This is a genomic window from Nocardioides sp. SLBN-35 (assembly GCF_006715725.1).
Lineage (GTDB): Bacteria > Actinomycetota > Actinomycetes > Propionibacteriales > Nocardioidaceae > Nocardioides.
The window spans coordinates 587,798-613,305 of the sequence record NZ_VFNU01000001.1 but is presented as its reverse complement, the minus strand read 5'-3'; the positions used below and the strand labels follow the sequence as shown (position 1 = coordinate 613,305).

Genomic DNA, 25,508 nt, shown 5'->3' with positions numbered 1-25,508 from the left:
TGCGCAATGGGGCGGCTCACCGGGCGATCGCCTAGGACACGCCCTAGGGTCACCCCATGCGTCGCTCCCCGATCCGACGGCTCGCCGCCGCGCTCGCCGTACCGCTCCTGCTGACGACGGCGTGCGGGTCCGGCGACGACGAGTCGTCCACCCGACCCGAGGGCGGCAAGACCGTCCCGCCGGCGACCTTCTGCGACCTGATGCAGGAGGTGGAAGCCTCGATCGACGACGCCTACGACCGCACCGGCGACCCGGAGGAGGCGTGGGCGCGGATCGGGGCGGCGTTCGACGCGATCGACGAGGCCGGTGTCCCGGCCACCTTCCCCGCGGCGGCCGTCGACGAGCTCGACCAGATCGAGCGGGCCGTCCGGGAGAGCGCGTCGCTCGCCGAGTACGAGGACGCGCTGGCCGCGGACCCGCCGACCGGCCGAGCCGTCGACAAGTGGTTGTCCGCCAACTGCACGTGAGCGCCGCCGAGGCTCAGCGGAGCCGGAGCAGCGCCCCGGGACCGAACAGCGGGCCCGCGACGTAGACGTGGTCGCTCACGTCGACCCCGCCCGGGTTCTTCAACCGGCCCGCGGCGAGCTCGCGCACCCGCGGCATGGCCCCGCGGTCGCGGACCAGGAACAGGCCGCCCTCCTCGGCGCCGGGCAGGCCCATCTCGAAGGCGAACCAGCTCTTCTTCGACAGCTCGAGGACGTAGATCCCCTTCGGTCCGGCCGCCAGGTCGGTGATCGAGGTGAAGCCGTCGGCGTACCTCTTGCAGGCGCCCTTGCGCGGGTGCGCCGGGTCGCAGGTGGCGTTCGTCGACCCCGGCCTGATCCGCCACACCTGCGAGGTGCCCGGGGTCGCCGGGAAGCCGCGCAGCTCGCCGACGTACCAGTAGCCGTCGGCGCCGACGGTCACCGACGTGGCCACCGCCTCGGAGACGATCGGGGTGCCGGCAGGCGGGAGCGGGCCCATCGGCGGGGGTACGTCGGGCAGCCCGGCCGGGACCGGCACCGTGCGCGGCATCAGCCGGGCGACCGTCCTGATCCTGCCCTTCTTCGGCCACACCCGGAGCAGGTCGTTGCCGGCGGCGTCGGAGACCAGCACCGTGCCGTCGTCCAGGGCCAGGACCCCGAACGGGTTGCTGTCGGCCGGGAAGCCCTCCTGGTCCCACGGATCGGGGTCGGTCTTCTGGTACGCACTGATGTCGGCGACCACCTTGGGTGCGGGCCAGCCGCGCTTCCACTTGAACAGCGTCGTCGCGGGCGCGGGCGCCGCGGCGCCGCGCAGGACCGACGGGCGCTGCTCCGGCGGCGGGCCGGAAGCCCCCGTCAGCAGGTAGATCGTGCCGTGCGGACCCTTGGAGATCGCCGGCGGGAAGTCCGTGGGGAGGTTGCCGAGCGGGACCACCCGCGCCGGCTTGTGCTTGCGCTCCACGACCAGGCTGAAGGTGCCGCCGGTCTCCGTGACGAGGGTCCGGCCGTGGCCGAGCGCGTCGACGCCACGCGGGCCCATGAGCGGGGCGACCGTCTTCGGTGCCGCGCGCCCGCCGGCGTCCTGCGGGCCGGCCACCGCCGGCGCTCCGGTCGCCGCGAGGGCGAGCGCCGCCATCGCCGTACCGATCCTGATCGCTGCCTTGCCCATGGTCTGCTCCTCGGGTCGTTGGCGCGCACCGCACCGTCACCTGCCTAGCAGCGGCGTCGCGACGGCGTCATGACCCAATCTGGGTAGCCTTCGGGGGTGACCGTGACCGAGCCGACCCGCCGCGAGCAGATCCTGGCCACCGCAGCCGACCTGTTCGCCGCCCGCGGCTTCCACGGCGTCTCGGTCGCCGACCTCGGCGCCGCCTGCGGCATCTCCGGTCCGGCGCTCTACAAGCACTTCGCTTCCAAGCAGGCAGTTCTCGCCGAGATGCTGACCTCGATCAGCGAGCGACTCCTCGAGGTCGGCCGCGAGCGCGTGGCCGCCGGCGGCGGCGACCCGTCGGCCGCACTGCGCGGCCTGGTCGACTGGCACGTCGAGTTCGCCCTCGGCCACCGCCCGCTGATCATCGTCCAGGACCGCGACTGGGAGTCGCTGCCCGAGGACGCACGCGAGCAGGTCCGCCGCCTCCAGCGCAGGTACGTCGACCTGTGGGCCGACCAGCTGCGCGCCCTGCGCGCGGATCTCGACAAGCCCCGCGCCCACGCCGCCGCCCAGGCCGCGTTCGGGCTGCTCAACTCCACCCCCCGGGCGGGTCATGCGATCCCGGATGCCGCGCTGCGGGACCTGCTCGCGTCGATGGCGCTGGGGGCGTTGGGGATCGTCGAACCGTAGTCCGATCGGGCCATCCCCCACAGCGGCGCACGAACCTACGTTGGCTTCATGTCCCGCATGTTCAGCCTCATCTTCATTCTGTCGTTGGCGATCGGCGGTCTCACTGCCGTCGCACCTGCCGGTGCCGAAGCGTCCGCCGCCCGGGCGACGCCCCAGTCGGTCACCTTCCTGCCCACGGGCGGCGAGCAGACCTTCGCCGTGCCGGCGGGTGTCACCACCCTGCATGCGGTGGCCGTCGGCGGGCGCGGTGGCAACGGCGCCTCGGGCGGAGCGGGAGGCTACGGCGCCCTTGTGTCAGCCGACCTGTCGGTGACGCCGGGGCAGATCCTCTACCTCGAGGTGGGCGGCAACGGCGTCGGCGCCCTCGGCGGCTTCAACGGCGGCGGCGCCGGTGGCAGCGGGTCCGACGCAGGAGGGGGCGGCGGTGGCGCCTCGGACATCCGGCTCGCACCACGCGCGGCCGGCACGTCGCTCACCCTGCGGCTGCTCGTCGCCGCGGGCGGAGGCGGCGGGGGCGGCTCGACGCCGAGCCCCGGGACGACCAACGGCGGCGGCACTGCAGGCGCCGTTCCGACCGCCGGGCAGGGCTACGGCGGGGGCGGGCAGCCGGGGACGCCGACGTCCGGCGGGCCGAGTGGATACAGCTGTGACGGGATCGCGACGACAGGATCGCTGGGCACCGGCGCATCCGGCCGGTCCGGCGTCGGCTGCAGCTTCCCCTTCAGCGGCGGCGGAGGCGGCGGCGCCGGCCTCTACGGCGGAGGAGGCGGGGGCACGAGCTCCGCCGGAGACGGCGGCGGAGCGGGCTCCAGCGGCTCCGGCGCCGGGGCCACGAACACCTCCGTCGTCACCGACACGACCGGTCAGCCGTCCATCTCGCTGACCTACGCCGCAGGTCCGAGCGCCTGCACGGTTCCGAAGCTGGTCGGCCACAGGCTCAAGGCCGCCCGCAAGCTGCTCGGCGCCGCGAGCTGCAAGGTCGGCAAGGTACGCCGAACCCATCCGGGCGCGCGCTGGGTCGTGCGCCAGAAGCCCAAGCCGGGGGCCGTGCTTCCTCCCGGCGCCGCGGTCAGGATCAAGCTCGGCGACCGCCCCCGCCGCGCCCACTGACGGTCCCTCGGCCACAGCGGATGGTGCGGTCAGAAGCCCGGTTCGGTCCGCTCCAGGATCGGCGCGAGGTCGAGGCCGGCGGGCAGGGTGCCGAAGGCGCTGCCCCAGTCGCGGGCCAGGCGGCTGGCGCAGAACGCGTCGGCGACGGCGGTCGGGGCGTGACGGAGGAGCAGCCCGGCCTGGAAGACGACGGCGATCTGCTCGACAAGGCGGCGGGCACGCAGCTCGATGTCGTCGAACTGCGTCAGCTCCTTCTTGAGCGAGGCGACCGCGTCGTCGTAGCGCTGGTCGGCGCCGACGGCGAGCTCGGCCTCGGCGAAGAACGCGTCCAGGGACTCCGGCTCGCGGCCGATGGCGCGCAGGGCGTCGAGGGCGGCGACGTTGCCGGAGCCCTCCCAGATCGAGAGCAGCGGCAGCTCGCGGTAGATCCGGGCCATGTCGAAGTCCTCGATGTAGCCGTTGCCGCCGAGGCACTCCAGCGCCTCGTTGGCGAGGACCGGGCCGCGCTTGCAGACGTAGTACTTGGTCGCGGCGAGGGCGAGGCGGCGCAGCGCCGCCTCCCCGGTGTCGCCATGGATCGCCCGGTCGTTGGCGCCGGCGAGCCGCATCATCGCGGTGGTCGCGGCCTCGGACTCGACCGCCAGGTCACTCAGCACATTGCGCATCAGCGGCTGGTCGATGAGCAGCTTGCCGAAGGCGGCGCGGTGGCGGGCGTGGTGGGCGGCGTACACCAGCGCGGTCCGCATCCCCGACGCCGAGCCGATCACGCAGTCGAGGCGGGTCATGTTGACCATCTCGACGATGGTCTTGACGCCCTTGCCCTCCTCGCCGACCAGCCAGCCGACGGCATCGTCGTACTCGATCTCGGACGACGCGTTGGACTTGTTGCCGAGCTTGTCCTTGAGCCGCAGGAACCGGATCGGGTTGGCCTCACCGCCCGGCAGCACGCGGGGGAGCAGGAAGCAGGACAGGCCGCCCGGCGCCTGCGCGAGGGTGAGGAACATGTCGGACATCGGCGCCGAGGTGAACCACTTGTGGCCGACGATCCGGTACGTCCCGTCCGGCTGCGGCGTGGCGGTGGTCGTGTTGGCGCGGACGTCGGAGCCGCCCTGCTTCTCGGTCATCGACATGCCGGCGATCAGGCCCCGCTTGGTCTCGGGGTCGCGCAGGCCGAAGTCGTAGTCGCGGTTGGTGAGCAGCGGCTCGAAGCGCGCGGCGAGGTCCGGGTTGGCGCGCAGGGCCGGGACGACGGCGTACGTCATCGAGATGGGGCAGCCGTGGCCGGCATCGACGTTCCACGCGTAGAACTTGGCCGCGCGGGCGACGTGCGCGCCGGGGCGGTCGTCGGCCCAGGGGGCGGCGTGGATGCCGTGGCCGACAGCGGTCTCCATGAGGCGGTGGTACGCCGGCACGTACTCGACCTCGTCGACGCGGCGGCCGTAGCGGTCATGGGTGTGCAGCCGTGGCGGAACCCGCTCGGCGAGGCGGCCGAGGTCCATCGCCTCCTGGGTTCCGGCGAGGCGGCCGACCTCCTGGATCTCGGCCAGTGCCCAGCCGGCACCCTCGCGCTCGATGCCCTCGCGCAGCGCCGGGTCGGCGGAGGTGTCGTGGCCGACGAGCGGCGGGACCTGGTTGAGGACCTCGTGGGTGCTGGTCATGTCTGTCATCCCTTGCGGTTGGGCTGGTTGGTGACGTTGCTGGTCGCGGGTCCGCCGTCGTCGTACGGCGCGCTGTCTCGTTCGCGCACCGCCTGCCGGAACCCGGCCTCGGCCGCGCGTTGCTGGAACGCGTAGCCCTCGCGGGTGTGGCGGGAGATCCCGTCGAAGACGGTGCTGATCATCTGGCTGTTCTGCACGCCCTGGGCGAGGAGGGCGGAGTTGAGCGCGAGCTTGACCATCATCAGCTGGTTGAGCGGCATCGCGGCGATGCGCTGCACCAGCTGCTCGGTGCGCTCGTCGAGGTCCTCGGGCTCGGGCGCCTCGATCGCCAGGCCCCACTCGGCGGCCTCACGGCCGGTGAGGGTGTCGCCGGTGAGGAGCAGGCGCTTGGCGCGCTGGTCGCCGAGCCGGTGCGCCCACAGCCCGGCACTGGGGACGCCCCACACCCGGGTGGGCGGGTAGCCGATCTTGGCGTCGGCGGCGATCACGATCTGGTCGCAGTGCAGCGCGATGTCGGTGCCGCCGGCGACGCAGAAGCCGTGGATCTTGGCCACGGTGGGCTTGTTCGCGTGCAGGAGGCTGGCGAAGCCCTTCGTGAAGCGGCTCATCATCGCGTAGTCGACCATCGGGTCCCACGTGCCGGCGGGGTCGTGGTTGAGCATCTGGACGGTCGGGTCCAGCACGGTGCCCTCGCGTGGCACCGGGCCCACCCGGTGGTCGAGCTTGTCGAGACCCCCGTCCATCAGGCCCTCGGCGCTCGCGGCGAGGTCGTAGCCGCCACAGAAGCCCTTGCCCCGCCCACTCAGCACGATCACGTGCACCCGTGGGTCGAGGTCCGCGCGCTCGACGGCGTCGGCGAGCTCGACCGGTGTGTCCGGGGTGATCGAGTTGCCCTGCTCGGGCCGGTCGAAGGTCAGCCGTGCGACGCGTCCGTCGACCTCGTAGGTGAGCGTCCGGTACGACGGTGCCTCGGTCGGCACGGCGTCCAGGGCGGTACGGCGCCAGGGTGCTTCGTCGACCATCCCCCGATATTACGATTGCTCAGACGGTTGTGTCTAGATCTGTAACGATGCGAAACTGTGCGCATGCCCAGCCTCGCCCCTCTCTCGGCGCGCTCGGTCATGCTGAGCCTGCTGCTCGGGTCACACCCGGACCGGATGTCCGCCGCCGAGCTGGTCCGCGCCGGCGAGCACTTCGGCGTGCCGCCCGCCACCACCCGGGTCGCGTTGACCCGTGCCGTCGCGGCCGGCGACCTGCAGCGCGCCGACGGCGACTACGTGCTCGGCGCCCGTCTCGCCGCCCGGCAGCGCCGGCAGGACGAGGCGGTCCTCGACGCCGAGACCGCGTGGGACGGGACCTGGGAGATGGCCGTCGTCGTGGTCGCCGGCCGCACGGGCGCGGAGCGGGCGGCGCTGCGCGACCGGCTGACGTCGTACCGGATGGCGGAGCTGCGCGAGGGCGTGTGGACCCGCCCGGCCAACCTGCGCCGGCCGCGGGAGTACGCCGCCGAGGTCGTGCTGAGCACCTTCACCGCGACGCCCGACGAGGATCCGGCCGCCCTCGCCCGGCAGCTGTGGGACCTCGGCGACTGGGCCGCGCAGGGTCGCTCGCTGCTCGCGCGACTGGAGGCGACGCCGGAGCCGGCCGCCCGGCTGGCGGTCGCGGCGCACGTCGTACGGCACCTGGCGAGCGATCCCCTGCTGCCCACCGCCCTGCTCCCGGCCGACTGGCCGGCGGCGTCGATGCGGACGGCGTACGCCGCCTATCAGGACGAGCTGCGCTCGCTGTGGACCGTGGCGCGCTGACGCGACGTCGGCAGCTCCCACAACGGCCCGAACACGAACCAGAGGGCGACCACCACCCACGCTCGGGCGACCCAGCCGAGCAGCACCGGGTCCTGGTCGACGTCCGCGACGAGCAGGACGAGTCCGAGCAGCACGACCGAGGCGATCACCGCGGCCACGACGACCCGGAGCCACTCGCGCCACAGCGCGGCCATCCGCTCCGGGCCCTGCTTCGGCGGCTTCACCGGCGCGGGGCCGCCGGCGAAGCGGTGTGCGAACCGGACGTCGGCCCACCGGACCAGCGCCGGCCCGAAGGCGACCGAGAAGCCGAGGTAGATGCCGGCGAGCCCGTGCGTCGTACCGGCGGCGGTGCCGCGGTGCAGGTCGACCGCGGTCGCCGCGACCAGGGCGACGTCGAGCAGTGGGATCAGCGCGAGGACGAGGGTGCTGGCGCGGCGCCGCCGCAAGACGTAGCGCAGGCCGAGGCCCAGGCCGAGCAGTACCCACAGGCCGACCTCGGAGGCCGCGATGAAGCCGGCGACGAACACGAACCCTCCTTGGTAGCGCGAGTGTGCCAATACGGAACTTAGCACAGCCGTGCTAACGTCCGGTCATGCCGCGCACCATCGACCACGACCAGCGGCGGCAGCGGATCGGTGAGGCGGTGTGGCGGCTGGTCCTGCGCGAAGGCGTGGGAGCGGTGTCGCTGCGGACCGTGGCGGCCGAGGCCGACCTCGTGCTGGGCTCGCTGCGGCACAGCTTCCCGACCAAGGCCGAGCTGCTGGCATTCGCGATGCGACTGGCCCACGAGCGCGCCGCCGCGCGGATCGGCCGGCACGCCGGGATCACCGACCCCCGCCGCCGTACCGTCGCCTGCCTGCGCGAGCTGCTCCCCCTCGACGACGAGCGGACCGTCGAGATGCGCGTCCACCTCGCCCTCATGGCCGAGGGACCGCGCCACCCGGAGCTGACCGCGCTCGCCGACGACGCGCACGAGGCCATCCGCGGGCTGTGCCTACGCCTGCTCGCCGACCTCCGCGACGCCGGTCGGGTCGCCCCCGACCGGCACCTCGGCCGCGAGACCACCGCCCTGCACGCCCTCGTCGACGGACTCGCCCTGCACGCCATGCGCGACCCGCGGCGGCGTCGGTCCGCCACTCGCGCTCTGGACGACCATCTCGACGCATTGGCCCGACCCGGCTCGAAATGACGTACTGAACCCGTCGACCCGGCAGAAAGTGTTCCGCAATCGACGTCGACCCGGACGGCTTCTGCCGGGTCGGCGAGAAATCCCTGCCACTTTGTGCCGGGTCGGCGCGATTTCCGGGCCACTTTGCGCCGGGTCGGCGTCAGAGGAGTCCGTCGGGCAGCTCGGCCCCCGCCTCGAAGAGGGCGACCAGCCGCTGGGCCCGGGCCGCGGCATCGATGACGAGCTCGACGTCGTCGGCAAGGTCGGCGGACACCGGCGGGTGTCCGGGGGCGCCGGAGGCCGGGGTGGTCCGGGCGTGCAGGTCGGCGAGCAGGTCGTCGCGCTCCAGGCCCCGCAGCCCGAGGAGCACCAGCGGGTCGGTGTCGACCAGCCAGCCCGCCTGGATCAGCACCGCGATGGCGTGCGGGCAGGGGTCGAGGTAGTGGGGGCAGGTGCAGGTCGCGGTCAGCTCGCCGCCGTACGGCAACAGCTCGACGCCGACCTCCTCGGCGTGCTCGACGAGGTCGTGGGGCAGGTTGCCGCCGAGCAGCTCGGCGATCCGTCCGGCCTCGGCCGCGACCGCCTCGACGAGCGCGGTGCGCGCGGAGGCCTCGAGCACGGGAAGGAGGACCTGGACGGTCCAGGCGTCGTCGCCGTCACGGCAGGCCGCGAGCAGTCCGCCCGGCTCGACGCTGATCGCGCCGACGTCGCCACGGCGGGCGTGGGTGCGGCCGCGGCGCAGCTCCGCCTCGGAGTACGCCGCCTCCTCGACCGCACGCTGCCATGCCTTGCCCCACCACGAGCGGACGCCGCGCGTGGGCTGACTCTGCCGGGTGAACGTGGTGCGCATCAGTCGCGCTCCTCAGCGGCAGCCGCTTCCCGCGCCTGGCGGCGCAGGGTCACCAGGTCGCGCAGCTCCTCGTTGCTCAGCTCGGTGAGCGCGGCGTCGCCGCGGGCCAGAACGGCATCGGCGAGCTGGCGCTTGCGGTCGAGCAGGCCCGCGACCCGCTCCTCGATCGTGCCGCGGGTGACCATCCGGTGCACCTGGACCGGCCGGGTCTGGCCGATCCGGTACGCGCGGTCGGTGGCCTGCTCCTCGACGGCGGGGTTCCACCAGCGGTCGAAGTGGACGACGTGGTCGGCGCGGGTCAGGTTGAGGCCGGTGCCACCGGCCTTCAGCGAGAGCAGGAACACCGGCACCTCGGCCGCCTGGAACCGGCGCACCATGTCCTCGCGCCGGTGGACGGGCGTGCCGCCGTGGAGGAACTGGTGGGGGACGCCGATCGCGGTGAGGTGCTGCTCGACGAGGCGGGCCATCGCGACGTACTGCGTGAACACGAGGACCGCACCGTCCTCGGCGAGCACGGTGGCGACCAGCTCGTCGAGCAGCTCGAGCTTCTCGGAGCGGCCGGTCAGCCGGATCGCACCCGACTGCTTGAGGAACTGCGCCGGGTGGTTGCAGATCTGCTTGAGGCCGGTGAGCAGCGCCAGCACCAGACCGCGGCGGGTCTCCTCGTCGGCGCGCTCGATCCGCTCCATGGTGTCCTTGACGAACGCCTCGTAGAGGACGACCTGCTCCCGGGTCAGGCCGAGCAGGTGGTCGGTCTCAGTCTTCGGCGGCAGCTCCGGGGCGATGCCGGGATCGGACTTGCGGCGACGCAGCAGGAACGGGCCGATCAGGTCGGCGAACTGCCGGGCCTTCGTGGGCTCGGCACCCGACTCGATCGGCGCGCCCCACACCCGGCGGAACGCCTGACGGCTTCCCAACAGGCCCGGGACGCACCAGTCGAGGATCGACCAGAGCTCGGTCAGGTCGTTCTCGACGGGCGTGCCGGTCAACGCCACCCGCGCCCGGCTGGGCACACGGCGCAGCGCCCGGGCGGTCGACGTACGGGAGTTCTTGACGTGCTGGGCCTCGTCGGCGACCACGAGGTCCCACCCGACCGCGGCGAGGGTGTCGGCGTCGCGGCGCAGGGTGCCGTAGGTGGTCAGCACGAAGCCGCCGTCGAGGTCGTCCAGGGAGCGCGAGCCACCGTGGAACCTGCGGACGGGTACGCCGGGTGCGAACCGCTCGACCTCGGCCTCCCAGTTGCCGAGGAGGCTGGCCGGGCAGACCACGAGCGTCGGCCCGCCCGACGACCGGCCCGACTCGAGGCGGTGCAGGTGCAGCGCGATCAGGGTGATCGTCTTGCCGAGGCCCATGTCGTCGGCGAGGCAGGCGCCGAGGCCGAGCCCGGTCAGGTCGGCGAGCCAGGTCAGGCCGTGGCGCTGGTAGTCGCGCAGCCGGGCGGCGAGGCCCGCGGGCTCCGGGATCGGCGTGCGCGTCGCGGCGTCGAGGACCTGCTCACGGACCTTCAGCAGGCTGGCGCCGACGACGACCTCGGTCGTGGCGGGCTGCTCGTCGCCGGTGGTGGGGAGGTCCGTGACGCCGGTGAGCGCGGCGGCGAGGGCCTGGGCGCCGCTGGCCTTGCGGATCAGGCGCTTGCGGGCCCGGGCGGCAGTCGTCGGGTCGACGACGGTCCACGCGCCGCGCAGCTTGATCACCGGGCTGGCGGCCTGCGCCAGCTCGGCCATCTCGTCACTGGTCAGTGCCTCGCCGTGCAGCGAGATCTGCCACGAGAACGAGAACAGCCCCTCGGTCGAGAACGGGCTGTCCTGCAGCGGCAGCTCCTCACCGCGAGCCGGTCCCGTGCCCTCGCGGCGCCGGTCGAGGACCGCGCGCGTGGTCAGCTCGGGGCCGAGCGAACGCGGCCAGTGCACGTCGACCCGGGCGTCGCGCAGGGCGCCGACGCTGTCGAGCAGGCTGCCGATCTCGTCACCGTCGAGGCTCAGCTGGTCGGGTACGGCGAGCCCGAGCAGCCGGTCGAGCACCGGCCACGCATCGGCCGCCGCGCGCAGGGCGATGCTGGCGTGCACGCGGGCCCGGCTGCCGAAGCCGTGCTCGGCCGCGCCGGCGGTCCACAGCAGCGCGGCATCGCAGACGTGGAGCGGGTCGCGCTCATCGTGGACCTGGAGCACCACCCGGACCGTGCCGGCGACCAGCTCCTCCTCGTCGGCCTCGACCCGGAGCGAGACCCGCACCAGCTCCGGCAGCACGGCGTCGTCGCGCCGCTCGGCCATCCGTCGGCGTACCCGCTCGGCGAAGTGGTCGGGGGTGCGCTGGTCCTGCTGATCCGGAGGTTCCGCGGGTGCGGTGCGGCGCCCGGACGGGGCCGCGCGCGGCAGCGTGTCGGCGACCGCGTCGAGCATCCCGTGGACGAGCGCGTCGTCGACGTCGAACGAGCGGGCGAGCCGGTCGATCGCGTCCCGGTCGCGCGAGTCGAGCCGCCCGACCCGCCAGGCGCGACCGGCCTCGTCGGGCGCGACCTTGCCGGCGGCGACGAGACGTAGCCCGAGCAGCGCCGCGCCGCTGAGCAGGCGGACGCTCGGGTGGGCGTCACCCGACCGCGACCGGCTCAGGACGGGCAGCGCCGCACTGACCGGCAGCGCGATCCGGCGGGCGCCGTCGGCATCGGTGAACTCGATCGTCGCGGGGTCCCCGGGCCGGAAGGTCGCGGGTCCGGAGACGGGAACGAAGCTCACATGGGGACGTTAACGGGTGGGGCCGACAGGAGGTTCCCGGCCGGGGTCAGCCCGCCGCGGGTGCCGTACGACGACCGCGCAGCCGCGCGAGGAACGCACCGCCGAGCAGCAGCACACCGCCGGCGACGGCGGTGGTCGCCGCCCACCAGGTCGGGTGCTCCGCGGCCAGCGCGATCGACGCGAGCGGCGCACCGAGGGCCGGCATCGCGATGGCGAGCACCGAGAACCCGGAATGGTTCGAGACCGCGGCGGCCAGCGCCCACAGCACGGCGAGGACCCCGCCGATCGCGACCACCCACCACACGTCGGACTCGTGGAAGCCACCGGAGATGCCGACGACCGTGGACGACGCCTCGGCGTCTTGGCCGCCGCCCAGCCCGCTCTCGAGCATCGGGCCCATCTCCCCGAAGATCCCGCCCAGGAACCGCAGCACCGCGAACGACGCGAGGGTGCCGAGGATCCCGACCAGGCCGAACGCTCCGACCACGACCCCGGACACCGCCCGGCTCGGCAGCGCCCAGCCGAGGACGGTGACGGCGACGACGAAGACCGCCACCAGCGCCGCGCCCGTGACCTGCGGGTGGTCGCTGCCGATGCTGTCGGCGAGGAGGTCGTCGAACGCGACGCCGTAGACGATGGCAAGGCCGAGGATCGCCACGACGACGAAGGCGGCGCGGCGCGCGGCGACGTACCCGACCACCGCGAGCGCGGTCATCACGCCGCCGATGAGGTAGGCGACCCAGCTGTCGTCACGGTCGAGCCCGATTCCGATCATCAGGCCGGTGGCGAGGATCCCGACCGTGCCGGGCCAGGTGACGACCTCCTCGCGTGCCCGACCGCCGCCCCGCCGGCCCGCGAGCGACCCGAGGACGGCGATCACCAGCAGCACGCCGGTGGCGCCGAGACCGACGCCGTACGTCGACCAGTCGAGCCCGTCGTCGCCGCTGCGGCTGCGGAACCCGGCGATGACCACGGCCGCACCGAGCAGGCCGGTGCCGAGAGCGACCACACCGGCCGTCGTACCGGCGCGGGTGGCGCGGGTCGGCATCCCGGGCTCGATCGGTCCCGGCACGCCGGTGCCGGCCACCGGCGGAGGCGGCTGGCCCGCGCCACGGTCGTCGGTGGCCGGGCCGTTCGCGTCGTCCGGGTCGGTCACGATCGCCGACGCCGGTGGACGGATGACGGTGTCGGGTGCCGTCGACGCGGGCGGGGGCGGCCCGTCGGCGGGGTGCTCGGGGGTGCCGTTCGCGGGAGCGTCCTCGGTCATGCTTTCGACTCTATGACCGGGAGGCGCCGGATCGCGGGAGGCAGGCGTCGGTTCAGCCGCTCACCCCCAGCACCAGCGGGACGACGGCGGCCGCGCCCGCGGCGTGGAGCGCCTCCGTCGCCAGCGTGACCGACCACCCGGTGACCAGCCGGTCGTCGACGAGCAGCACTCGGCGGTCCTGCACGGCGGCCGGGTCGTCGAGCCGGAGCGCGCACCGGCGGCTGACGGCGGCGACCCGCTGGGCGGAGTTGGTGGCGCCCCGGTCGGGCCCGACCGAGAGGTCGACGACGTCCCAGCGGCCGACGACCGGGACCTGCAGGAACCGGGACAGACCACCAGCGAGGTCGGCGGTCAGCTGGGACTTGCGCTCGGACCCGGCGACCACGATCGCGTCGACCCGTGGCTGCCAGTCGTGGAGCATGGTCACCATCGCCCGCGCCAGCGAGTCGGGCACCGGACCGTCAGGGGCGTCGACCGCGAACAGGCCGCGCAGCGCGGCGCCGTGGCCGAGGTCGGTGAGCCGCGCGATGGCCCGCCCCTCCTCGGCGGGCTGCTTGATCCGCCCCGACCGGCTGACCCCGATCGCGGCGAGCCCGGTGGGCCACAGCTTGCGGGGCTCTATCGGCACACCGGGGCGGGCGATGCGGTCGGCGGCCTCCTCGACCGCCGCGGCGGACACCTCGGTCGAGAGACCGAGGCCGCCGCAGTTGTCACACCGGCCGCAGCGCCACTCCGGGTCGGCGAGCACGGCCGGGTCGTCGAGCTGGCGACGCAGGTAGCGCATCCGGCACTCGTCGCTGCGCAGGTAGTCGAGCATGGCCTGCTGCTCGGCCTGCCGCGCGGCGGCGACCCGCTCGTAGCGCTCCGCGTCGTAGGACCACGGCTGCCCGGTCGCCTCCCAGCCGCCCTTGACCCGGCGTACGGCACCGTCGACGTCGAGCACCTTGAGCATGGTCTCGAGCCGGTTGCGCGACAGGTCGACGCGCGGCTCGAGCGCGGCCGTGCTCAGCGCCCGGCCCTCCTCGGCCAGCACCGCGAGGGTCTCGCGGACCAGCTCCTCGCGCGGGAAGGCGAGCGAGGCGAAGTAGGCCCAGATGTCGCGGTCCTCGACGGCCGGCAGCAGCACCACCGTTGCGTCGTCGACCGTGCCACGGCCCGCGCGGCCGACCTGCTGGTAGTAGGCCACGGGACTGTTGGGCGCGCCGAGGTTGACCACGAACCCGAGCGCAGCGTCGAAGCCCATCCCGAGCGCACTGGTCGCCACCAGCGCCTTGACCTCGCCGTCGACCAGCGCCTGCTCCAACGCGAGCCGCTCGGTCTGCTCGGTCTGGCCGGAGTAGGCCGCCACCTGGTGCCCCCGCGAGCGCAGGTAGTCGGCGACCTCCTGGGTGGCCGCCACGGTCAGGCAGTAGACGATGCCGCTGCCGGGCTGCTCGGCGAGGTGGTCGGCCAGCCAGGCCAGGCGTTGCTCGGCCGTGGTCAGGCGCACCACGCCGAGGCGCAGGGACGCCCGGTCGAGGCTGCCGCGCAGCACCAGCGCGTCACCTCCCAGCTGCTCCGCGACGTCGTCGGTCACCCGCTGGTTGGCGGTGGCGGTGGTCGCGAGCACCGGGATGCCGTCGGGAAGCTCGCGCAACAGGGTCCGGATGCGGCGGTAGTCGGGCCGGAAGTCGTGACCCCAGTCGGAGATGCAGTGCGCCTCGTCGACGACCAGAAGGCCGCAGGTCGCCGCGAGCCGGGGCAGCACCTCGTCACGGAAGCCCGGGTTGTTGAGCCGCTCGGGGCTGACCAGGAGCACATCGACCTCGCCCGCCGCGATCGCGCGGTGGACCTCGTCCCACTGCTCCATGTTGGTCGAGTTGACCGTCACGGCGCGGATCCCGGCCCGCTCCGCCGCGGCGATCTGGTTGCGCATCAGGGCCAGCAGCGGCGAGATGATCACCGTCGGCCCGCTCCCCTGCTCGCGCAGCAGGAGGGTCGCCACGAAGTAGACCGCGGACTTGCCCCATCCGGTGCGCTGGACGACGAGGGCGCGCCGCCGGTCGACGACCAGCGCGGCGATCGCGGCCCACTGGTCGTCGTACAGCGTCGCGTCGGGGCGGCCGACCAGCGCACGGAGGTGCTCCTCCGCACGGGTGCGGACGGCGGCGTCGGTGGGGGCCTGGGTGTCCATGCCCCCGTGTCTACCAGCGGCGCCCGACACGTCGGCCCGAGCATCCACAGGGAGGTTCACCACCGAGACCGGCAAGCGACCCTTGCGATCCGATCGGACACGGACTTCACCGTGATCGGGGAGGTGGCCGGGCTGCGCGGGCAGTCCCGGCTCGGCGGCTGAGATTCTTTACCGGCGATCCTGACGATTCCCGAGACGGTCCCACCACCGGCCCCGTAGAGTTCTATCTGCAGCCGCTGGTGACCCGAGACGCCAGCGGCTGCACCTATTTCCGGGCGGTCGTCCGGGGGAACCTTCCGGGCGGTCTCAGGCCAGGGACCACCAGATCCGGGCCAGCTCGAAGCGCGACCCGGCGTTCCAGCGCAGCAGTACGTCGCCGACGTGCTTCTCGACGCCCTTGACCGAGATGCCGAGCTCGCCGGCGATCTGCGGATTGGTCCGACCGGCGGCGACGAGCGCGGCGACCTCGGCCTGCCGGGGGCTGAGGGTCGGCGCACCCGGGGGCGCCTGCGAGGGGAGGTCGTCACCGACGGCGGCGAGCAGCCCGACCCGGGTGGCGACGCCGAAGGCGCAGAGCACGCGGGACAGGTGGGTGCGGACCGTGCGGGGCGAGAGGAACAGGGAGGCCGCGATCTCCTCGACCTCCTGGCCGGCCAGGACCGCGCGGGCGACCTCGGCCTCGCGTGCGGAGAGGGCCGCCCAGCCGGCTCCGGCCACTGGGGGCAGTCGGCGACCGGAGCCGGCGAGGGCGACGCCCGCGGCGCGGCGCAGTGCCCCGAACCCGGTCCGGTCGCTCTCGGCGACGAGGGTGCGCAGGCCGCGGGACGCCGTACCGAGGTCGGCGGCGAGGATCCGGGCGCGGGCGAGCAGGATCTGGCCCTCGCCCGCCTCGACCCGGCGCTCGTCGGCGACGCAGCGTTCGATGCTCGCCGTCAGCAGGTCGATGGCGGTCACGGCGTCGCCGGCCTCGATCGCCACCCGGGCGCGGGCGCGCTGCACGGTCGGCTCGGTGATCGGGTGGGCAGCGAGGTCCGCCAGGGCGGCGAGCCAGGCCGCGACCGCGCCCCGGTCCTGCTCGAGGAGGGCGGCGTGGAGGAACATCTCGAAGCTGATCGCGCGGTCGATCAGCGTGCAGTGGCTGAGCGCCTCGTCGGAGCCGGCACGGAAGGCGAGCGCAGCGGCCGTCGCCACGTCGTAGAGCGCGATCGCGCCGTACGACAGGAGTAGCAGCGCGCCGCGGTCGATGAAGTCGCGAGGCTCGGCGGGGACCTGCGCGGCGATCGCCTCCGCCACCCGGACGACCTCCTCGTCGCCGGCGTTGCCGCGCACGAGCACGGCCACCGACTCCACGACGGGCGCGACGCGCGAGCCGGCGACGACGGAGGCACGCATGGGTGCGAGCAGGGCGTCGGCTGCCTCGATCCGGCCGGAGAAGGCGGCGATCCGGGCTTGGCAGATCCACAGCACGGGTGCGAACGGGTGGCCCGTCCAGGACTCGCCGGCCGGCGGGCCGAGGGCGTCGACCTCCGCGGCGTCGCGGATCCGGGCACCGACGAGGGCCGCCTCGGCGGCGACGTACCGCACTGCCGACCACCAGCGCGACCCCGGCGCGTCGGCCGCCGCGAGCAGGCCGCGCAGGCCGGCCAGGTCGACGGGAGGTGCGGCCAGGTCGCCGCCCGCCGCGAGTGCGGCCGTCGCGCTGCACATCGCCCGGGTCGGGTCGTCCGTCGCCTCCCCGAGCCCGTACGACGCATGCCGGGTCGCGCCGGCGAAGTCGCCGAGCCAGAAGTCGGCGAGCGCGGCCAGCCCGTACGCCGCACCGCCGCCCCCACCGGCCGCCGCGGCCAGGCAGGCTGCGCGCGCCACCTGCGGCGTCCCCTCCGCCAGGTGCCGGAGCACGTCGTCGAGCAGGGCGTCGCGGTCCATGACCCGAACGCTCCCACGGGCCGCGCCGCCGCACGGCCGGATCCGGGATTACGACCATTCCCTACCGACGCGGCCCCGCCCGGTCGGGAAGAGTCGGTCGCCGCGAGACACGGAGGTGACCGGATGCGGTGGACGGGGACGATCGGCGGGCTGGCCCTGGTGGCCGTGCTGACGGCCGGGTGCAACGACAGCGACGACGGGGGCGAGGCGGCGGGCGACGTACCGCCGCCCACCGGCACCTCGGCCTCCGCGTCCGGCTCCGCCCCGACCGCCGCGGACCTCCCGATGTTCTGTGACCTGGTGACGGCCGACGAGCTCACCGCCGCTGTGGGGGCCGCGGTGAGCACGAGCACCGGCCCGTTCGACGCGTGCGAGTTCGACCAGGAGGACCCCCGCGCCCTCAGCGGATCGCTCGGCGCGACCGACGTGCAGGCGGGCGGGGGCTACGAGACCTACCAGTCGGGCACGACCGCCGCGCTGGACGACCCCGCCCGGCACGACCTCGACGGCATCGGGGATGCGGCGTACGTCGACATCGGCACCATCGCCGGCGGCGAGAACCTGCAGGTCGCCGGCGGGGCACTCGTCGGTCATGTCGTCTACACGCTCAACCTCGCGCAGGGCGTCGGTCTGTCCGAGGACGAGCTCGTCGCGACCAGCGAGAGGCTGCTGCGCCTGATGGTGGAGGCCGCCCGGTGAGCCGGGCCGCTCTGGCTGCCGTGGCCGTGGCGACCGGCCTGGTCCTGACTGCCGGCACCGGCGGCGCGGTCGCCGGCGCGATGATCACCGGCAAGCAGATCAAGAACAGCACCGTCACGACCAAGGACATCAGGAACAACAACCTCACTGGCGCCGACGTCGCCGACGGCTCCGTGACGGGCGCTGATGTCACCGATGCATCGCTGGGTACGGCGGACCTGGGCCAGCCTGCACGCTACGAGCTGGCCGGCGCGAGGGCGTCGGGGCTGGTGAGCACCTCCGGGACGCTGGCTCGGTTCCACGGCGCCCCGGGCGTGTCCGCCACCGTCGTGAGGCTCAGCATCGGCAAGTTCTGCATCAGGCTCAGTGGCACTCCGACACCGGTCGACGCGACCACCTCGGTCCTGGTCGCGACACCCAACTACGCCAACGACGCCACGAACGCCGGCACCGACGGCGAGGCGATCGTCGAGGTGTGGGCGGCGAACGAGCCCGACTGCGTCGGTGGCTTCGCCGTCTTCACCTACCAACGCGCCTTCGGCGGCGACATCTACCAGGCCGACCAGGGCTTCACGTTCCTGATCAACTGACCCGGCGAGCGCCACTCAGTCGTCGCGCCAGTTCTTGTTGACCAGGTCGGACTCGACGTTCCCCTCGAGGTCGGCCCACAGGGTGACTCCCCCGTGGTCGACCTCGTAGACCTTCAGGTAGATCCAGTGGTCGTAGTCGGCGTCGACCGGCTTCTCGACGTCGTACCTGCTGTCGCTGATCCGCCCCTCGCTGCGGCTACGCGCGTCCTCGTCGACATCGACCAGGACATTCGGGTCGACATCGTCGAGGTCGAAGGGCAGCTTGTCGCCCGCCTTCTCCCCGAGCCACTTCTCCAGGGTCTGGCCGTCCCAGCGCCACACCTCGGCGAGATCGCCCTCCTGCTCCGGCGGAACGGTCACCTGCATGTCGTCGGTGCCGTAGCCGCGGAGCTCAAGGATCTGGGTGCTCCCGGTCTTCTCGGTCAGGGCGTCGCCGAGCGCGTCGAAGCCCTGCTCGGTCGCGATCGGCTCGTAGGCGTCCTCGGCCGGCAGCGGTTCGGGGGCCTGCTCGCCTCCGCCGGCGACGGCGCGGACCACCCCGAAGACCGCCAGCACGACCACGGCCGAGCCCAGGCGCCGGCGTCCGCGACGACGCCGCCTGCTGGACCGCGAGGTCGGCGCGCGCCCCGCGGGCGCCGACGCCTCGGGCAGGGGACGGCCGGCTGCGTCGCGCGATTCCCGCTCGACGTCGTCGGTCCCCGGTCGCTGGTAGCGAGGCCACCGCCCCGGATCGCCCGAGCGTTCGCGGGGTCCCTCGGCGTTCACCAGATGCGCACCCGGTCCGCGGGATCGAGCCACAGCCCGTCGCCGGGCGCGGTGTCGAAGACCTCGTGGAACTCGTCGAGGTTGCGCACGATGTTGGCGCGGAACTCCGGCGGGCTGTGCGGGTCGATGGTGAGGTACTGCTGCTCCTGCTCGAGGCGGCGCTTGGTGCGCCACACGTAGGCCCAGTTGAGGAACAGCTTGGTGCGGTCCTCGAGCGAGGCGGCGCCGCCCTGCGCGATCTGGAAGGCGGTGTGGGCGATGGTGAGGCCACCCAGGTCGCCGATGTTCTCGCCGACGGTCAGCGCGCCGTTGACGTGCTCGCCGGGCAGGTTGCGTGGGGAGAAGGCGTCGTACTGCGCGATGAGGGCCTTCGACTTCACCTCGAACGCGGCCTTGTCGTCGGCGGTCCACCAGTCGTTGAGGTTGCCGTCGCCGTCGTACTGCGCGCCCTGGTCGTCGAAGCCGTGGCCGACCTCGTGCCCGATGACCGCGCCGATGCCGCCGTAGTTCTCCGCCTCGAGCGCGTCGGGGCTGAAGAACGGCCGCTGCAGGATCCCGGCCGGGAAGCAGATCTCGTTGGTGCCGGGGTTGTAGTAGGCGTTGACGGTCTGCGGGAGCATGAACCACTCGTCGCGGTCGACCGGGGAGCCGATCTTGGCGAGCTGGCGGTCGGTCTCGAAGCCGGCGGCCGCCTGGGCGTTGGCCACCAGGTCGTCGGGGACGACGACCAGCGCGCTGTAGTCGCGGAACCTCTCCGGGTAGCCGATCTTGGGCCGGAAGGTGGCGAGCTTCTCGTAGGCCCGCTCCTTGGTCTCCTCGCCCATCCAGTCGAGCTTGCTGATCGACTGGCGGTAGGCGGCGAGCAGGTTGGCGACCAGCTCGTCCATCATCGCCTTGCTGGCGGGCGGGAAGTGGCGGGCGACGTACTCCTTGCCGACGGCCTCGCCCATCGCGCCCTCGACGAAGGACACCGCGCGCTTCCAGCGGGCCCGCAGCTCGGGGGTGCCGGACAGGGTGCGGCCGTAGAAGTCGAAGTTGGTCTCGACGAACGCCTCGGAGAGGTACGGCGCCGCCGAGCGCAGCACCCGCGAGAGGAACCAGTCGCGCCAGGCCTCGAGCGGCTCCGACTCGAGGACACCGGAGAGGTGCTCGAGGTACGACGGCTGCTTGACCACGACCTCCGCGATGGTCGCGTGCTCGCCGCTGAGGTGGCCACCGAGGTTGGTGATGTAGGCGTCCCAGTCGAAGGCCGGGCACAGCGCCTTCAGCTCGTCGGCGGTCATCAGGTTGTAGGTCTTCTGGACGTCGCGCGTCTCCGCGCGCTCCCAGTGGCCCTTGGCGAGCTCGGTGTCGAGGGCGAGGATCCGTTGTGCGGCGGCGTCGGGGTCGGCGTGGCCGCCGAGGGTGAGCAGCCGGGACAGGTAGGCGACGTACGCCGTGCGGATGTCGGCGAACTTGTCGTCGCGGTAGTAGGACTCGTCGGGCAGGCCGAGGCCGCCCTGCACCACGTGGAACAGGTAGCGGTCGGACTGGCGGCTGTCGGTGTCGATGTAGGACCCGAACAGGCCGTAGCCGCCGATCCGCTCGAACTCGCCGAGGAAGGCCGCGACGTCGCGGACGTCGCGCAGCCCGGCGACCGCGTCGACCAGCGGCTGGGCGGGCGCGAGGCCGGCCGCCTCGACCCGGTCGGTGTCCATGAAGGAGTTGAACAGGTCGGCGATCTTGCGCGCGTCCTCGTCGCCGTCGCCCGCGGCGGCGAGCTCGGTGATGATGACCCGCACGTCCTCCTCCGCTTGGTCGGCGAGCTGGACAAAGGGTCCCCAGCTCGACCTGTCGGAGGGGATCTCGGACTCGGTCAGCCAGGTGCCGTTGACGTGGCCGAACAGGTCGTCCTGCGGGCGGATGTCGAGGTCCATGCCCGGACGGGCGTCGTCGAGGATGCTCACGCGCCGAGCCTACGCATGGGGTGGCGGCCGCGTCTCGCCGTGGTGTGGCTCGCGAGGACCATGGTCCCGATTTCCGGGCGTGCACTCAGGACCCCGGCCCGGCCACCGATCAGCAGGACATGACCCGCTTGCTCGCCCTCGTGCCGTGCCTCGTGCTCGGCCTGGGGCTGCTGGCACCGACCGCCGCCGATGCCGGCACGGGTACGACGACCGCCGCCCTGTTGCGACCGGTCGCCCCCGACGTGGCGCCGGCCCGCAGGCTGGTCCAGCGGGCGATGGAGGACCAGGTCGTCGCCCTGGTCAACGAGCAGCGCACGGGCAACGGCTGCCGGGCGCTGAAGCCGTCGAAGCAGCTGCGCAAGGCCGCCCGTCGGCACACCGTCGCGATGGCGCAGGCCGGGGTGATGTCGCACCAGCTGCCGGGCGAGGCGACGTTCTCGACCCGGATCACGCGTGCGGGCTACCGCGGCTGGAACCTGGTCGCCGAGAACATCGCGCGCGGCTTCAGCTCCCCCGAGTCGGTGATGACGGCGTGGATGAACAGCCCGGACCACCGGCACAACATCCTCAACTGCCGGCTGCGGGAGATCGGCGTGGGCGTGGTGCTGCAGGACGACCAGCTGTGGTGGACCCAGGACTTCGGGGTCCGCTGACCCCGGGCCGTCGGCGCCCGGCGACGATCGCGGCCTTTTCCTAGTCCTTCGGGACTAGCAGGTCCCGCACGGAGCACCGACGCGGTGGCGCCGTCGGACGTCGGAGGATCGTGCGCATGCTCCTGCGCTGCACACGAATGGCCGCGACGGCCGTCCTCACGGTCCTGATCGCCCTTTCCGCGGCACTCCATGCCGCACCCGCGACCGCCACCACGACGACCGCGAAGGCGCCGGCGAACCCGGCGGCGGACATCCCGCCCCTGACCGGGACCCTGACCGACCTGCTCGCCGGGCTCCTGGCCGCGCTGCTCGGCGGGCAGAAGACGGTCCCCTCCCCGCAGCCGAGCACTCCCGGAGCCGCGACACCGGCCCCGATGCCGATGACGGTCGCCGTCGACCTGGAGGACCGCGTGGTGACCTTGGTCAACAGGCGGCGGGCGCGCGCCGGCTGCCGCGCGCTGCGCCCCAACGCGAAGCTGCGCACCTCGGCCCGCACGCACAGCGTGGGGATGGCGCAGTACCGCACCATGACGCACTACCTCCCCGGCGAGGCCGGACTCGGCGAGCGGATCACCTTCGCCGGCTACCGCCGGTGGCGCCGGGTCGCCGAGAACGTCGCCATGGGCTACGGCTCGCCGAAGGCCGTGATGCAGGCCTGGATGGCCAGCCCGGGCCACCGCGCGAACATCCTCGACTGCCGGCTGCGGCATCTCGGCGTCGGAGTCGTGGTGCAGGGCGACCGGGTGTGGTGGACCCAGGACTTCGCACGTCGCTGACAAACGCACCCGGCGACCGCCATGATGCTCTGCGTGCGCTCGGCTCTCTTCTCCGCGGCCGTCCTCGCGACGGTCCTGCTGGCAGCGGTCCCCGCCTCGTCACGCCCCGCCCCCTCGCCCGAGCACGGACCGGGAGCGGACACGGCGCGGATCGAGGTCAGGCTCCTCGCGCAGGTCAACGCCGTACGCCGGGACGCGGGCTGTCGTGGCCTCAAGCCCCGGTCGGGGTTGCACGGCTCCGCGACCGCGCACTCCGGCGCGATGGCCGCCCAGCGCAGCCTGACCCACCAGGTCGCCGGCGAGGCGGAGCTGCGCGAGCGGATCGCCGCGGCGGGCTACCCGGAGGCCGCGCTCATGGGCGAGGTGATCGCGATGGGACCGATGAGCGCCCGCCAGGCACTGCGCCGCTGGCTCGACAGCCCGCCGCACCGGGCGCTGCTGCTGGACTGCCGACTCCGGCTGGTCGGCCTCGGCGTGCAGTCCGTCGGCAGCCAGCTGTGGTGGACCATCGACCTGGTCCGCCGGCGCTGACGCAGGCTCGGGCTCAGCCTGTATTCACCGATTTGCGGCGAGTGGAGCGTCACCAGATGGGTGTGATGGCAAGGCGTCCGGCGCGAAGCCAGACTGGGCGTCTGTCGAGCGTCGGCAACGCAGCCAGCGCGCCCATGTGGGGGCGCTCCGCCGCTGGAAATCGGTGAATGCAGGCTCAGTCGCGCAGGCGTACGACGAGCTTGCCGAGCGCGGCGCGGGCGTCCATGTCGGCCAGCGCGCGACCGAACTCCGCCATCGGGTAGACCTCGCCGACGGGCGGCTTCACGACGCCGGACTCGATCATCGGCACCAGCTGCGCCCACTGCTGCTGCAGGTAGTCGGGCCGGGTGAACGCGTAGGCGCCCCAGCCGACGCCGCGGACGTCGATGTTGTTGAGCAGCAGCCGGTTGACCTTGACCTCAGGGATGCCGGCGCCGGCCGCGAACCCGACGACCATCACCCGGCCCTGCGGCGCGAGCGCCCGCAGCGAGTCGGTGAACGCGTCGCCGCCGACGACGTCGAGCACCACGTCGACGCCCCTGCCGCCGGTGAGCTCGAGTGCGGCGTCCTTGAACCCGTCGAAGAGGACGGCCTCGTCGGCACCGGCGGCGCGGGCGTAGGCCGCCTTCTCCTCGGTGCTCGTGACCGCGATGGTGCGCGCGCCGAGGCCCTTGGCCACCTGGATCGTGGCGGTGCCGACACCGCCGGCCGCACCGTGCACGAGCACGGTCTCGCCCGGGCGCAGCCCGGCTCGCTCGTCGAGGGCGAACAGAGCGGTGAGGTAGTTCATCGGCAGCGCGGCCGCCTCGTCGAAGCTCACCCCGTCGGGCAGCGCGAAGGTGGCCTGGCGGGGGCCGGCGACCAGGTCGGAGGCGCCGCCGTACCCGCCGACGCCGACCACCCGCTGGCCCGGCTCGAAGCCCGGCCCGGACACCACGACGCCGGCGTAGTCGACGCCGAGGGTGAACGGCGGCTCCGGGCGCAGCTGGTACTGGCCGCGGCTGAGCAGCAGGTCCGGGAAGGACACCCCGACGCTGTGCACCTCGACCAGCACGTCGTCGGGCCCGGGCGTGGGGTCCGGCACCTCCTGGACGACGACGTCGGCGGGACCGGTGGTGGTGACGACCTGGACTGCGCGCATGGCTCGCAGGCTAGTGGCCCCTACGGGGTTGCGGAGCGCCGGGCGTGCTCGGCGACCAGGTCGGCGTACCAGCTGAACGACCGCTTCGGGGTGCGCTTCTGGGTCTCGTAGTCGACGTGCACGAGGCCGAAGCGCTGGGTGTAGCCCTCGGACCACTCGAAGTTGTCGATGAGCGACCACGCGTAGTAGCCGCGCACGTCGACGCCCCGCTCGATCGCCTCGGCGACCGCGTTGAGGTGCAGCGCGTGGTAGTCGACGCGCAGGTGGTCGTCGACGATGCCGTGCTCGTCGGGCCCGACGCCGTAGGAGCAGCCGGACTCGGTGATCATGATCGGGGGTACGGCGGCGCGGAACCGTGCGCGGAAGGTGATCAGCCACTCGCGCAGGGCGTCCGGCACGACCGGCCAGCCGAAGTCGGTCATCGGGTAGCCGAGCACCTCGCGGAACTCGAACGGCAGCTCGGCGGTCTCGTCGGCGGCCGCGATCCGCATCGGGTTGTAGTAGTTGACGCCGTAGAAGTCGAGCGGCTGGCGCATCGTGGCGAAGTCGCCGTCGCGCACGTGGGGCTCGAGCAGCATCATCAGGTCGTCGCCGTAGCGGCCGAGGAGCATGCCCTCCATGTAGTGGGCGTTCCACAGCATGTCGAAGAGCTTCGCGGCGCCGACGTCGGCCGGGTCGTCGCTGGCCGGCCAGATCGGTGCGTGGTTGTTGGCGCAGCCGACGCTGGTCGCGCCCGCGGCCCGCAGCGCGATCGCGGCCCGGCCGTGGGCGACGAGCAGGTGGTGACCGACCGGGAGTGCGTCGAACATGAGTGCCTTGCCCGGCGCGTGCATCGCGACGGCGTACCCCATCAGGGTCACGACGTTGGGCTCGTTGACCGGCACCCAGTCGGTGACCCGGTCCGCGAGGCGCTCGCCGACGATCGCGGCGTAGTCGGCGAAGCGATCGACGGTCGCGCGGTTCAGCCAGCCGCCGTCGTCCTCGAGGGCCTGCGGCAGGTCCCAGTGGTAGAGCGTCGCCATCGGCTCGATACCGGCCTCGAGCAGTCCGTCGACGAGCCGGTCGTAGAAGTCGAGGCCCGCCTGGTTGACCGCGCCCGAGCCGGTCGGCTGGATCCGCGGCCAGGCGATCGAGAAGCGGTAGCCGGAGGCGCCGAGGGTGCGCATCAGGGCGATGTCCTCGGGATAGCGGTGGTAGTGGTCGCACGCGACCGCACCGCTCGAGCCGTCGACGATGCGGCCGGGCTCGGCGCAGAAGGTGTCCCAGATCGACGGACCTCGTCCGTCCTCCGTGACGGCGCCCTCGATCTGGTACGACGCCGTGCTGGTGCCGAACCTGAAGTCGACCGGAAGACGTCCGGCGAGCGCTCCCACCCTGTCCCCCACGGGACCAGACTCCCACGACACCGGCACAA

The 25,508-nt window shown here is 73.5% G+C and carries 23 protein-coding genes; 10 read left to right on the top strand and 13 right to left on the bottom strand.

Annotation, left to right across the window (positions count from 1 at the left end; all coding sequences use genetic code 11):
- Window positions 1-56: 56 nt before the first annotated feature.
- Window positions 57-467 (top strand): hypothetical protein, encoded by a 411-nt coding sequence (locus FBY23_RS03035; protein WP_141796794.1) that lies wholly within the window; start codon window positions 57-59, stop codon window positions 465-467.
- Between the two features lie 13 nt (window positions 468-480).
- Here the strand turns inward: FBY23_RS03035 and FBY23_RS03030 are convergent, their stop codons facing one another.
- Complete coding sequence (locus FBY23_RS03030) at window positions 481-1,632, bottom strand: ScyD/ScyE family protein (RefSeq protein WP_141796793.1); 1,152 nt, start codon at window positions 1,630-1,632, stop codon at window positions 481-483.
- Between the two features lie 96 nt (window positions 1,633-1,728).
- Between FBY23_RS03030 and FBY23_RS03025 the strand changes: the two genes are divergently transcribed.
- A complete protein-coding gene (locus tag FBY23_RS03025) occupies window positions 1,729-2,304 on the top strand; it encodes a TetR/AcrR family transcriptional regulator (RefSeq protein ID WP_141796792.1) in 576 nt (191 codons plus the stop codon).
- A gap of 48 nt (window positions 2,305-2,352) precedes the next feature.
- Complete coding sequence (locus tag FBY23_RS03020; protein WP_141796791.1) at window positions 2,353-3,414, top strand: PASTA domain-containing protein; 1,062 nt, start codon at window positions 2,353-2,355, stop codon at window positions 3,412-3,414.
- 29 nt (window positions 3,415-3,443) lie between these two features.
- On the opposite strand, the gene FBY23_RS03015 is transcribed toward FBY23_RS03020, so the two are convergent.
- Both FBY23_RS03015 and FBY23_RS03010 read right to left on the bottom strand, forming a co-directional pair.
- Window positions 3,444-5,072 (bottom strand): acyl-CoA dehydrogenase family protein, encoded by a 1,629-nt coding sequence (locus FBY23_RS03015; RefSeq protein ID WP_141796790.1) that lies wholly within the window; start codon window positions 5,070-5,072, stop codon window positions 3,444-3,446.
- Between the two features lie 5 nt (window positions 5,073-5,077).
- Window positions 5,078-6,094: a crotonase/enoyl-CoA hydratase family protein gene (locus FBY23_RS03010; RefSeq protein WP_141796789.1), complete on the bottom strand. Its 1,017-nt coding sequence runs from the start codon at window positions 6,092-6,094 to the stop codon at window positions 5,078-5,080.
- 63 nt (window positions 6,095-6,157) lie between these two features.
- Between FBY23_RS03010 and FBY23_RS03005 the strand changes: the two genes are divergently transcribed.
- A complete protein-coding gene (locus tag FBY23_RS03005) occupies window positions 6,158-6,877 on the top strand; it encodes a PaaX family transcriptional regulator C-terminal domain-containing protein (protein ID WP_141796788.1) in 720 nt (239 codons plus the stop codon).
- On the opposite strand, the gene FBY23_RS03000 is transcribed toward FBY23_RS03005, so the two are convergent.
- Window positions 6,838-7,404: a hypothetical protein gene (locus FBY23_RS03000; protein WP_141796787.1), complete on the bottom strand. Its 567-nt coding sequence runs from the start codon at window positions 7,402-7,404 to the stop codon at window positions 6,838-6,840. The two genes, FBY23_RS03005 and FBY23_RS03000, sit on opposite strands and share 40 nt — an antisense overlap.
- 65 nt (window positions 7,405-7,469) lie before the next feature.
- Here FBY23_RS03000 and FBY23_RS02995 point away from each other — a divergent pair, with 65 nt between their 5' ends.
- The gene (locus FBY23_RS02995) at window positions 7,470-8,066 is read left to right on the top strand and encodes a TetR/AcrR family transcriptional regulator (protein ID WP_141796786.1); all 597 of its coding nucleotides are present in this window, start codon (window positions 7,470-7,472) and stop codon (window positions 8,064-8,066) included.
- A gap of 139 nt (window positions 8,067-8,205) precedes the next feature.
- On the opposite strand, the gene FBY23_RS02990 is transcribed toward FBY23_RS02995, so the two are convergent.
- From FBY23_RS02990 to FBY23_RS02970, 5 genes are all read right to left on the bottom strand, one after another.
- Window positions 8,206-8,895 (bottom strand): SWIM zinc finger family protein, encoded by a 690-nt coding sequence (locus FBY23_RS02990; RefSeq protein ID WP_141796785.1) that lies wholly within the window; start codon window positions 8,893-8,895, stop codon window positions 8,206-8,208.
- On the bottom strand, window positions 8,895-11,627 hold the full coding sequence (locus tag FBY23_RS02985) for a DEAD/DEAH box helicase (protein ID WP_141796784.1): 2,733 nt from the start codon (window positions 11,625-11,627) through the stop codon (window positions 8,895-8,897). The genes FBY23_RS02990 and FBY23_RS02985 overlap by 1 nt, the downstream gene beginning before the upstream one ends.
- Before the next feature lie 46 nt (window positions 11,628-11,673).
- Window positions 11,674-12,894, bottom strand: coding sequence for a hypothetical protein (locus FBY23_RS02980; RefSeq protein WP_141796783.1), 1,221 nt, complete (start codon window positions 12,892-12,894; stop codon window positions 11,674-11,676).
- A 52-nt stretch (window positions 12,895-12,946) separates the two neighbouring features.
- Window positions 12,947-15,067, bottom strand: a complete 2,121-nt coding sequence (locus tag FBY23_RS02975) for an ATP-dependent DNA helicase RecQ (protein ID WP_141796782.1) — start codon at window positions 15,065-15,067, stop codon at window positions 12,947-12,949.
- 306 nt (window positions 15,068-15,373) lie between these two features.
- Window positions 15,374-16,993, bottom strand: coding sequence for a helix-turn-helix transcriptional regulator (locus FBY23_RS02970; RefSeq protein WP_141796781.1), 1,620 nt, complete (start codon window positions 16,991-16,993; stop codon window positions 15,374-15,376).
- A gap of 123 nt (window positions 16,994-17,116) precedes the next feature.
- Between FBY23_RS02970 and FBY23_RS02965 the strand changes: the two genes are divergently transcribed.
- Entirely contained in the window at window positions 17,117-17,692 is a 576-nt protein-coding gene (locus tag FBY23_RS02965) for a hypothetical protein (RefSeq protein ID WP_141796780.1), read from the top strand.
- Window positions 17,689-18,282, top strand: coding sequence for a hypothetical protein (locus FBY23_RS02960; protein WP_141796779.1), 594 nt, complete (start codon window positions 17,689-17,691; stop codon window positions 18,280-18,282). The genes FBY23_RS02965 and FBY23_RS02960 overlap by 4 nt, the downstream gene beginning before the upstream one ends.
- A gap of 15 nt (window positions 18,283-18,297) precedes the next feature.
- Here FBY23_RS02960 and FBY23_RS02955 read toward each other — a convergent pair whose 3' ends face one another.
- On the bottom strand, window positions 18,298-19,047 hold the full coding sequence (locus FBY23_RS02955) for a hypothetical protein (protein ID WP_141796778.1): 750 nt from the start codon (window positions 19,045-19,047) through the stop codon (window positions 18,298-18,300).
- Window positions 19,044-20,993, bottom strand: coding sequence for a M13 family metallopeptidase (locus tag FBY23_RS02950; protein ID WP_141796777.1), 1,950 nt, complete (start codon window positions 20,991-20,993; stop codon window positions 19,044-19,046). Before FBY23_RS02950 ends, FBY23_RS02955 begins: the two co-directional genes overlap by 4 nt.
- A 119-nt stretch (window positions 20,994-21,112) precedes the next feature.
- On the opposite strand from FBY23_RS02950, the gene FBY23_RS02945 reads away from it, so the two are divergent.
- The 3 genes from FBY23_RS02945 to FBY23_RS02935 all read left to right on the top strand — a co-directional run bounded on the left by FBY23_RS02945 (window position 21,113) and on the right by FBY23_RS02935 (window position 22,953).
- On the top strand, window positions 21,113-21,646 hold the full coding sequence (locus FBY23_RS02945) for a CAP domain-containing protein (protein WP_141796776.1): 534 nt from the start codon (window positions 21,113-21,115) through the stop codon (window positions 21,644-21,646).
- A gap of 116 nt (window positions 21,647-21,762) precedes the next feature.
- Window positions 21,763-22,422, top strand: a complete 660-nt coding sequence (locus FBY23_RS02940) for a CAP domain-containing protein (RefSeq protein ID WP_141796775.1) — start codon at window positions 21,763-21,765, stop codon at window positions 22,420-22,422.
- Window positions 22,423-22,455: 33 nt separating this feature from the next.
- Window positions 22,456-22,953 (top strand): CAP domain-containing protein, encoded by a 498-nt coding sequence (locus FBY23_RS02935; protein ID WP_160158140.1) that lies wholly within the window; start codon window positions 22,456-22,458, stop codon window positions 22,951-22,953.
- Window positions 22,954-23,128: 175 nt separating this feature from the next.
- Here FBY23_RS02935 and FBY23_RS02930 read toward each other — a convergent pair whose 3' ends face one another.
- Window positions 23,129-24,094 carry an NADPH:quinone oxidoreductase family protein gene (locus tag FBY23_RS02930; RefSeq protein ID WP_141796773.1) on the bottom strand — a complete coding sequence of 322 codons (966 nt, stop codon included), beginning with the start codon at window positions 24,092-24,094 and terminating at the stop codon, window positions 23,129-23,131.
- Between the two features lie 20 nt (window positions 24,095-24,114).
- Complete coding sequence (locus FBY23_RS02925) at window positions 24,115-25,479, bottom strand: GH1 family beta-glucosidase (protein ID WP_260805711.1); 1,365 nt, start codon at window positions 25,477-25,479, stop codon at window positions 24,115-24,117.
- Between the last annotated feature and the right edge of the window lie 29 nt (window positions 25,480-25,508).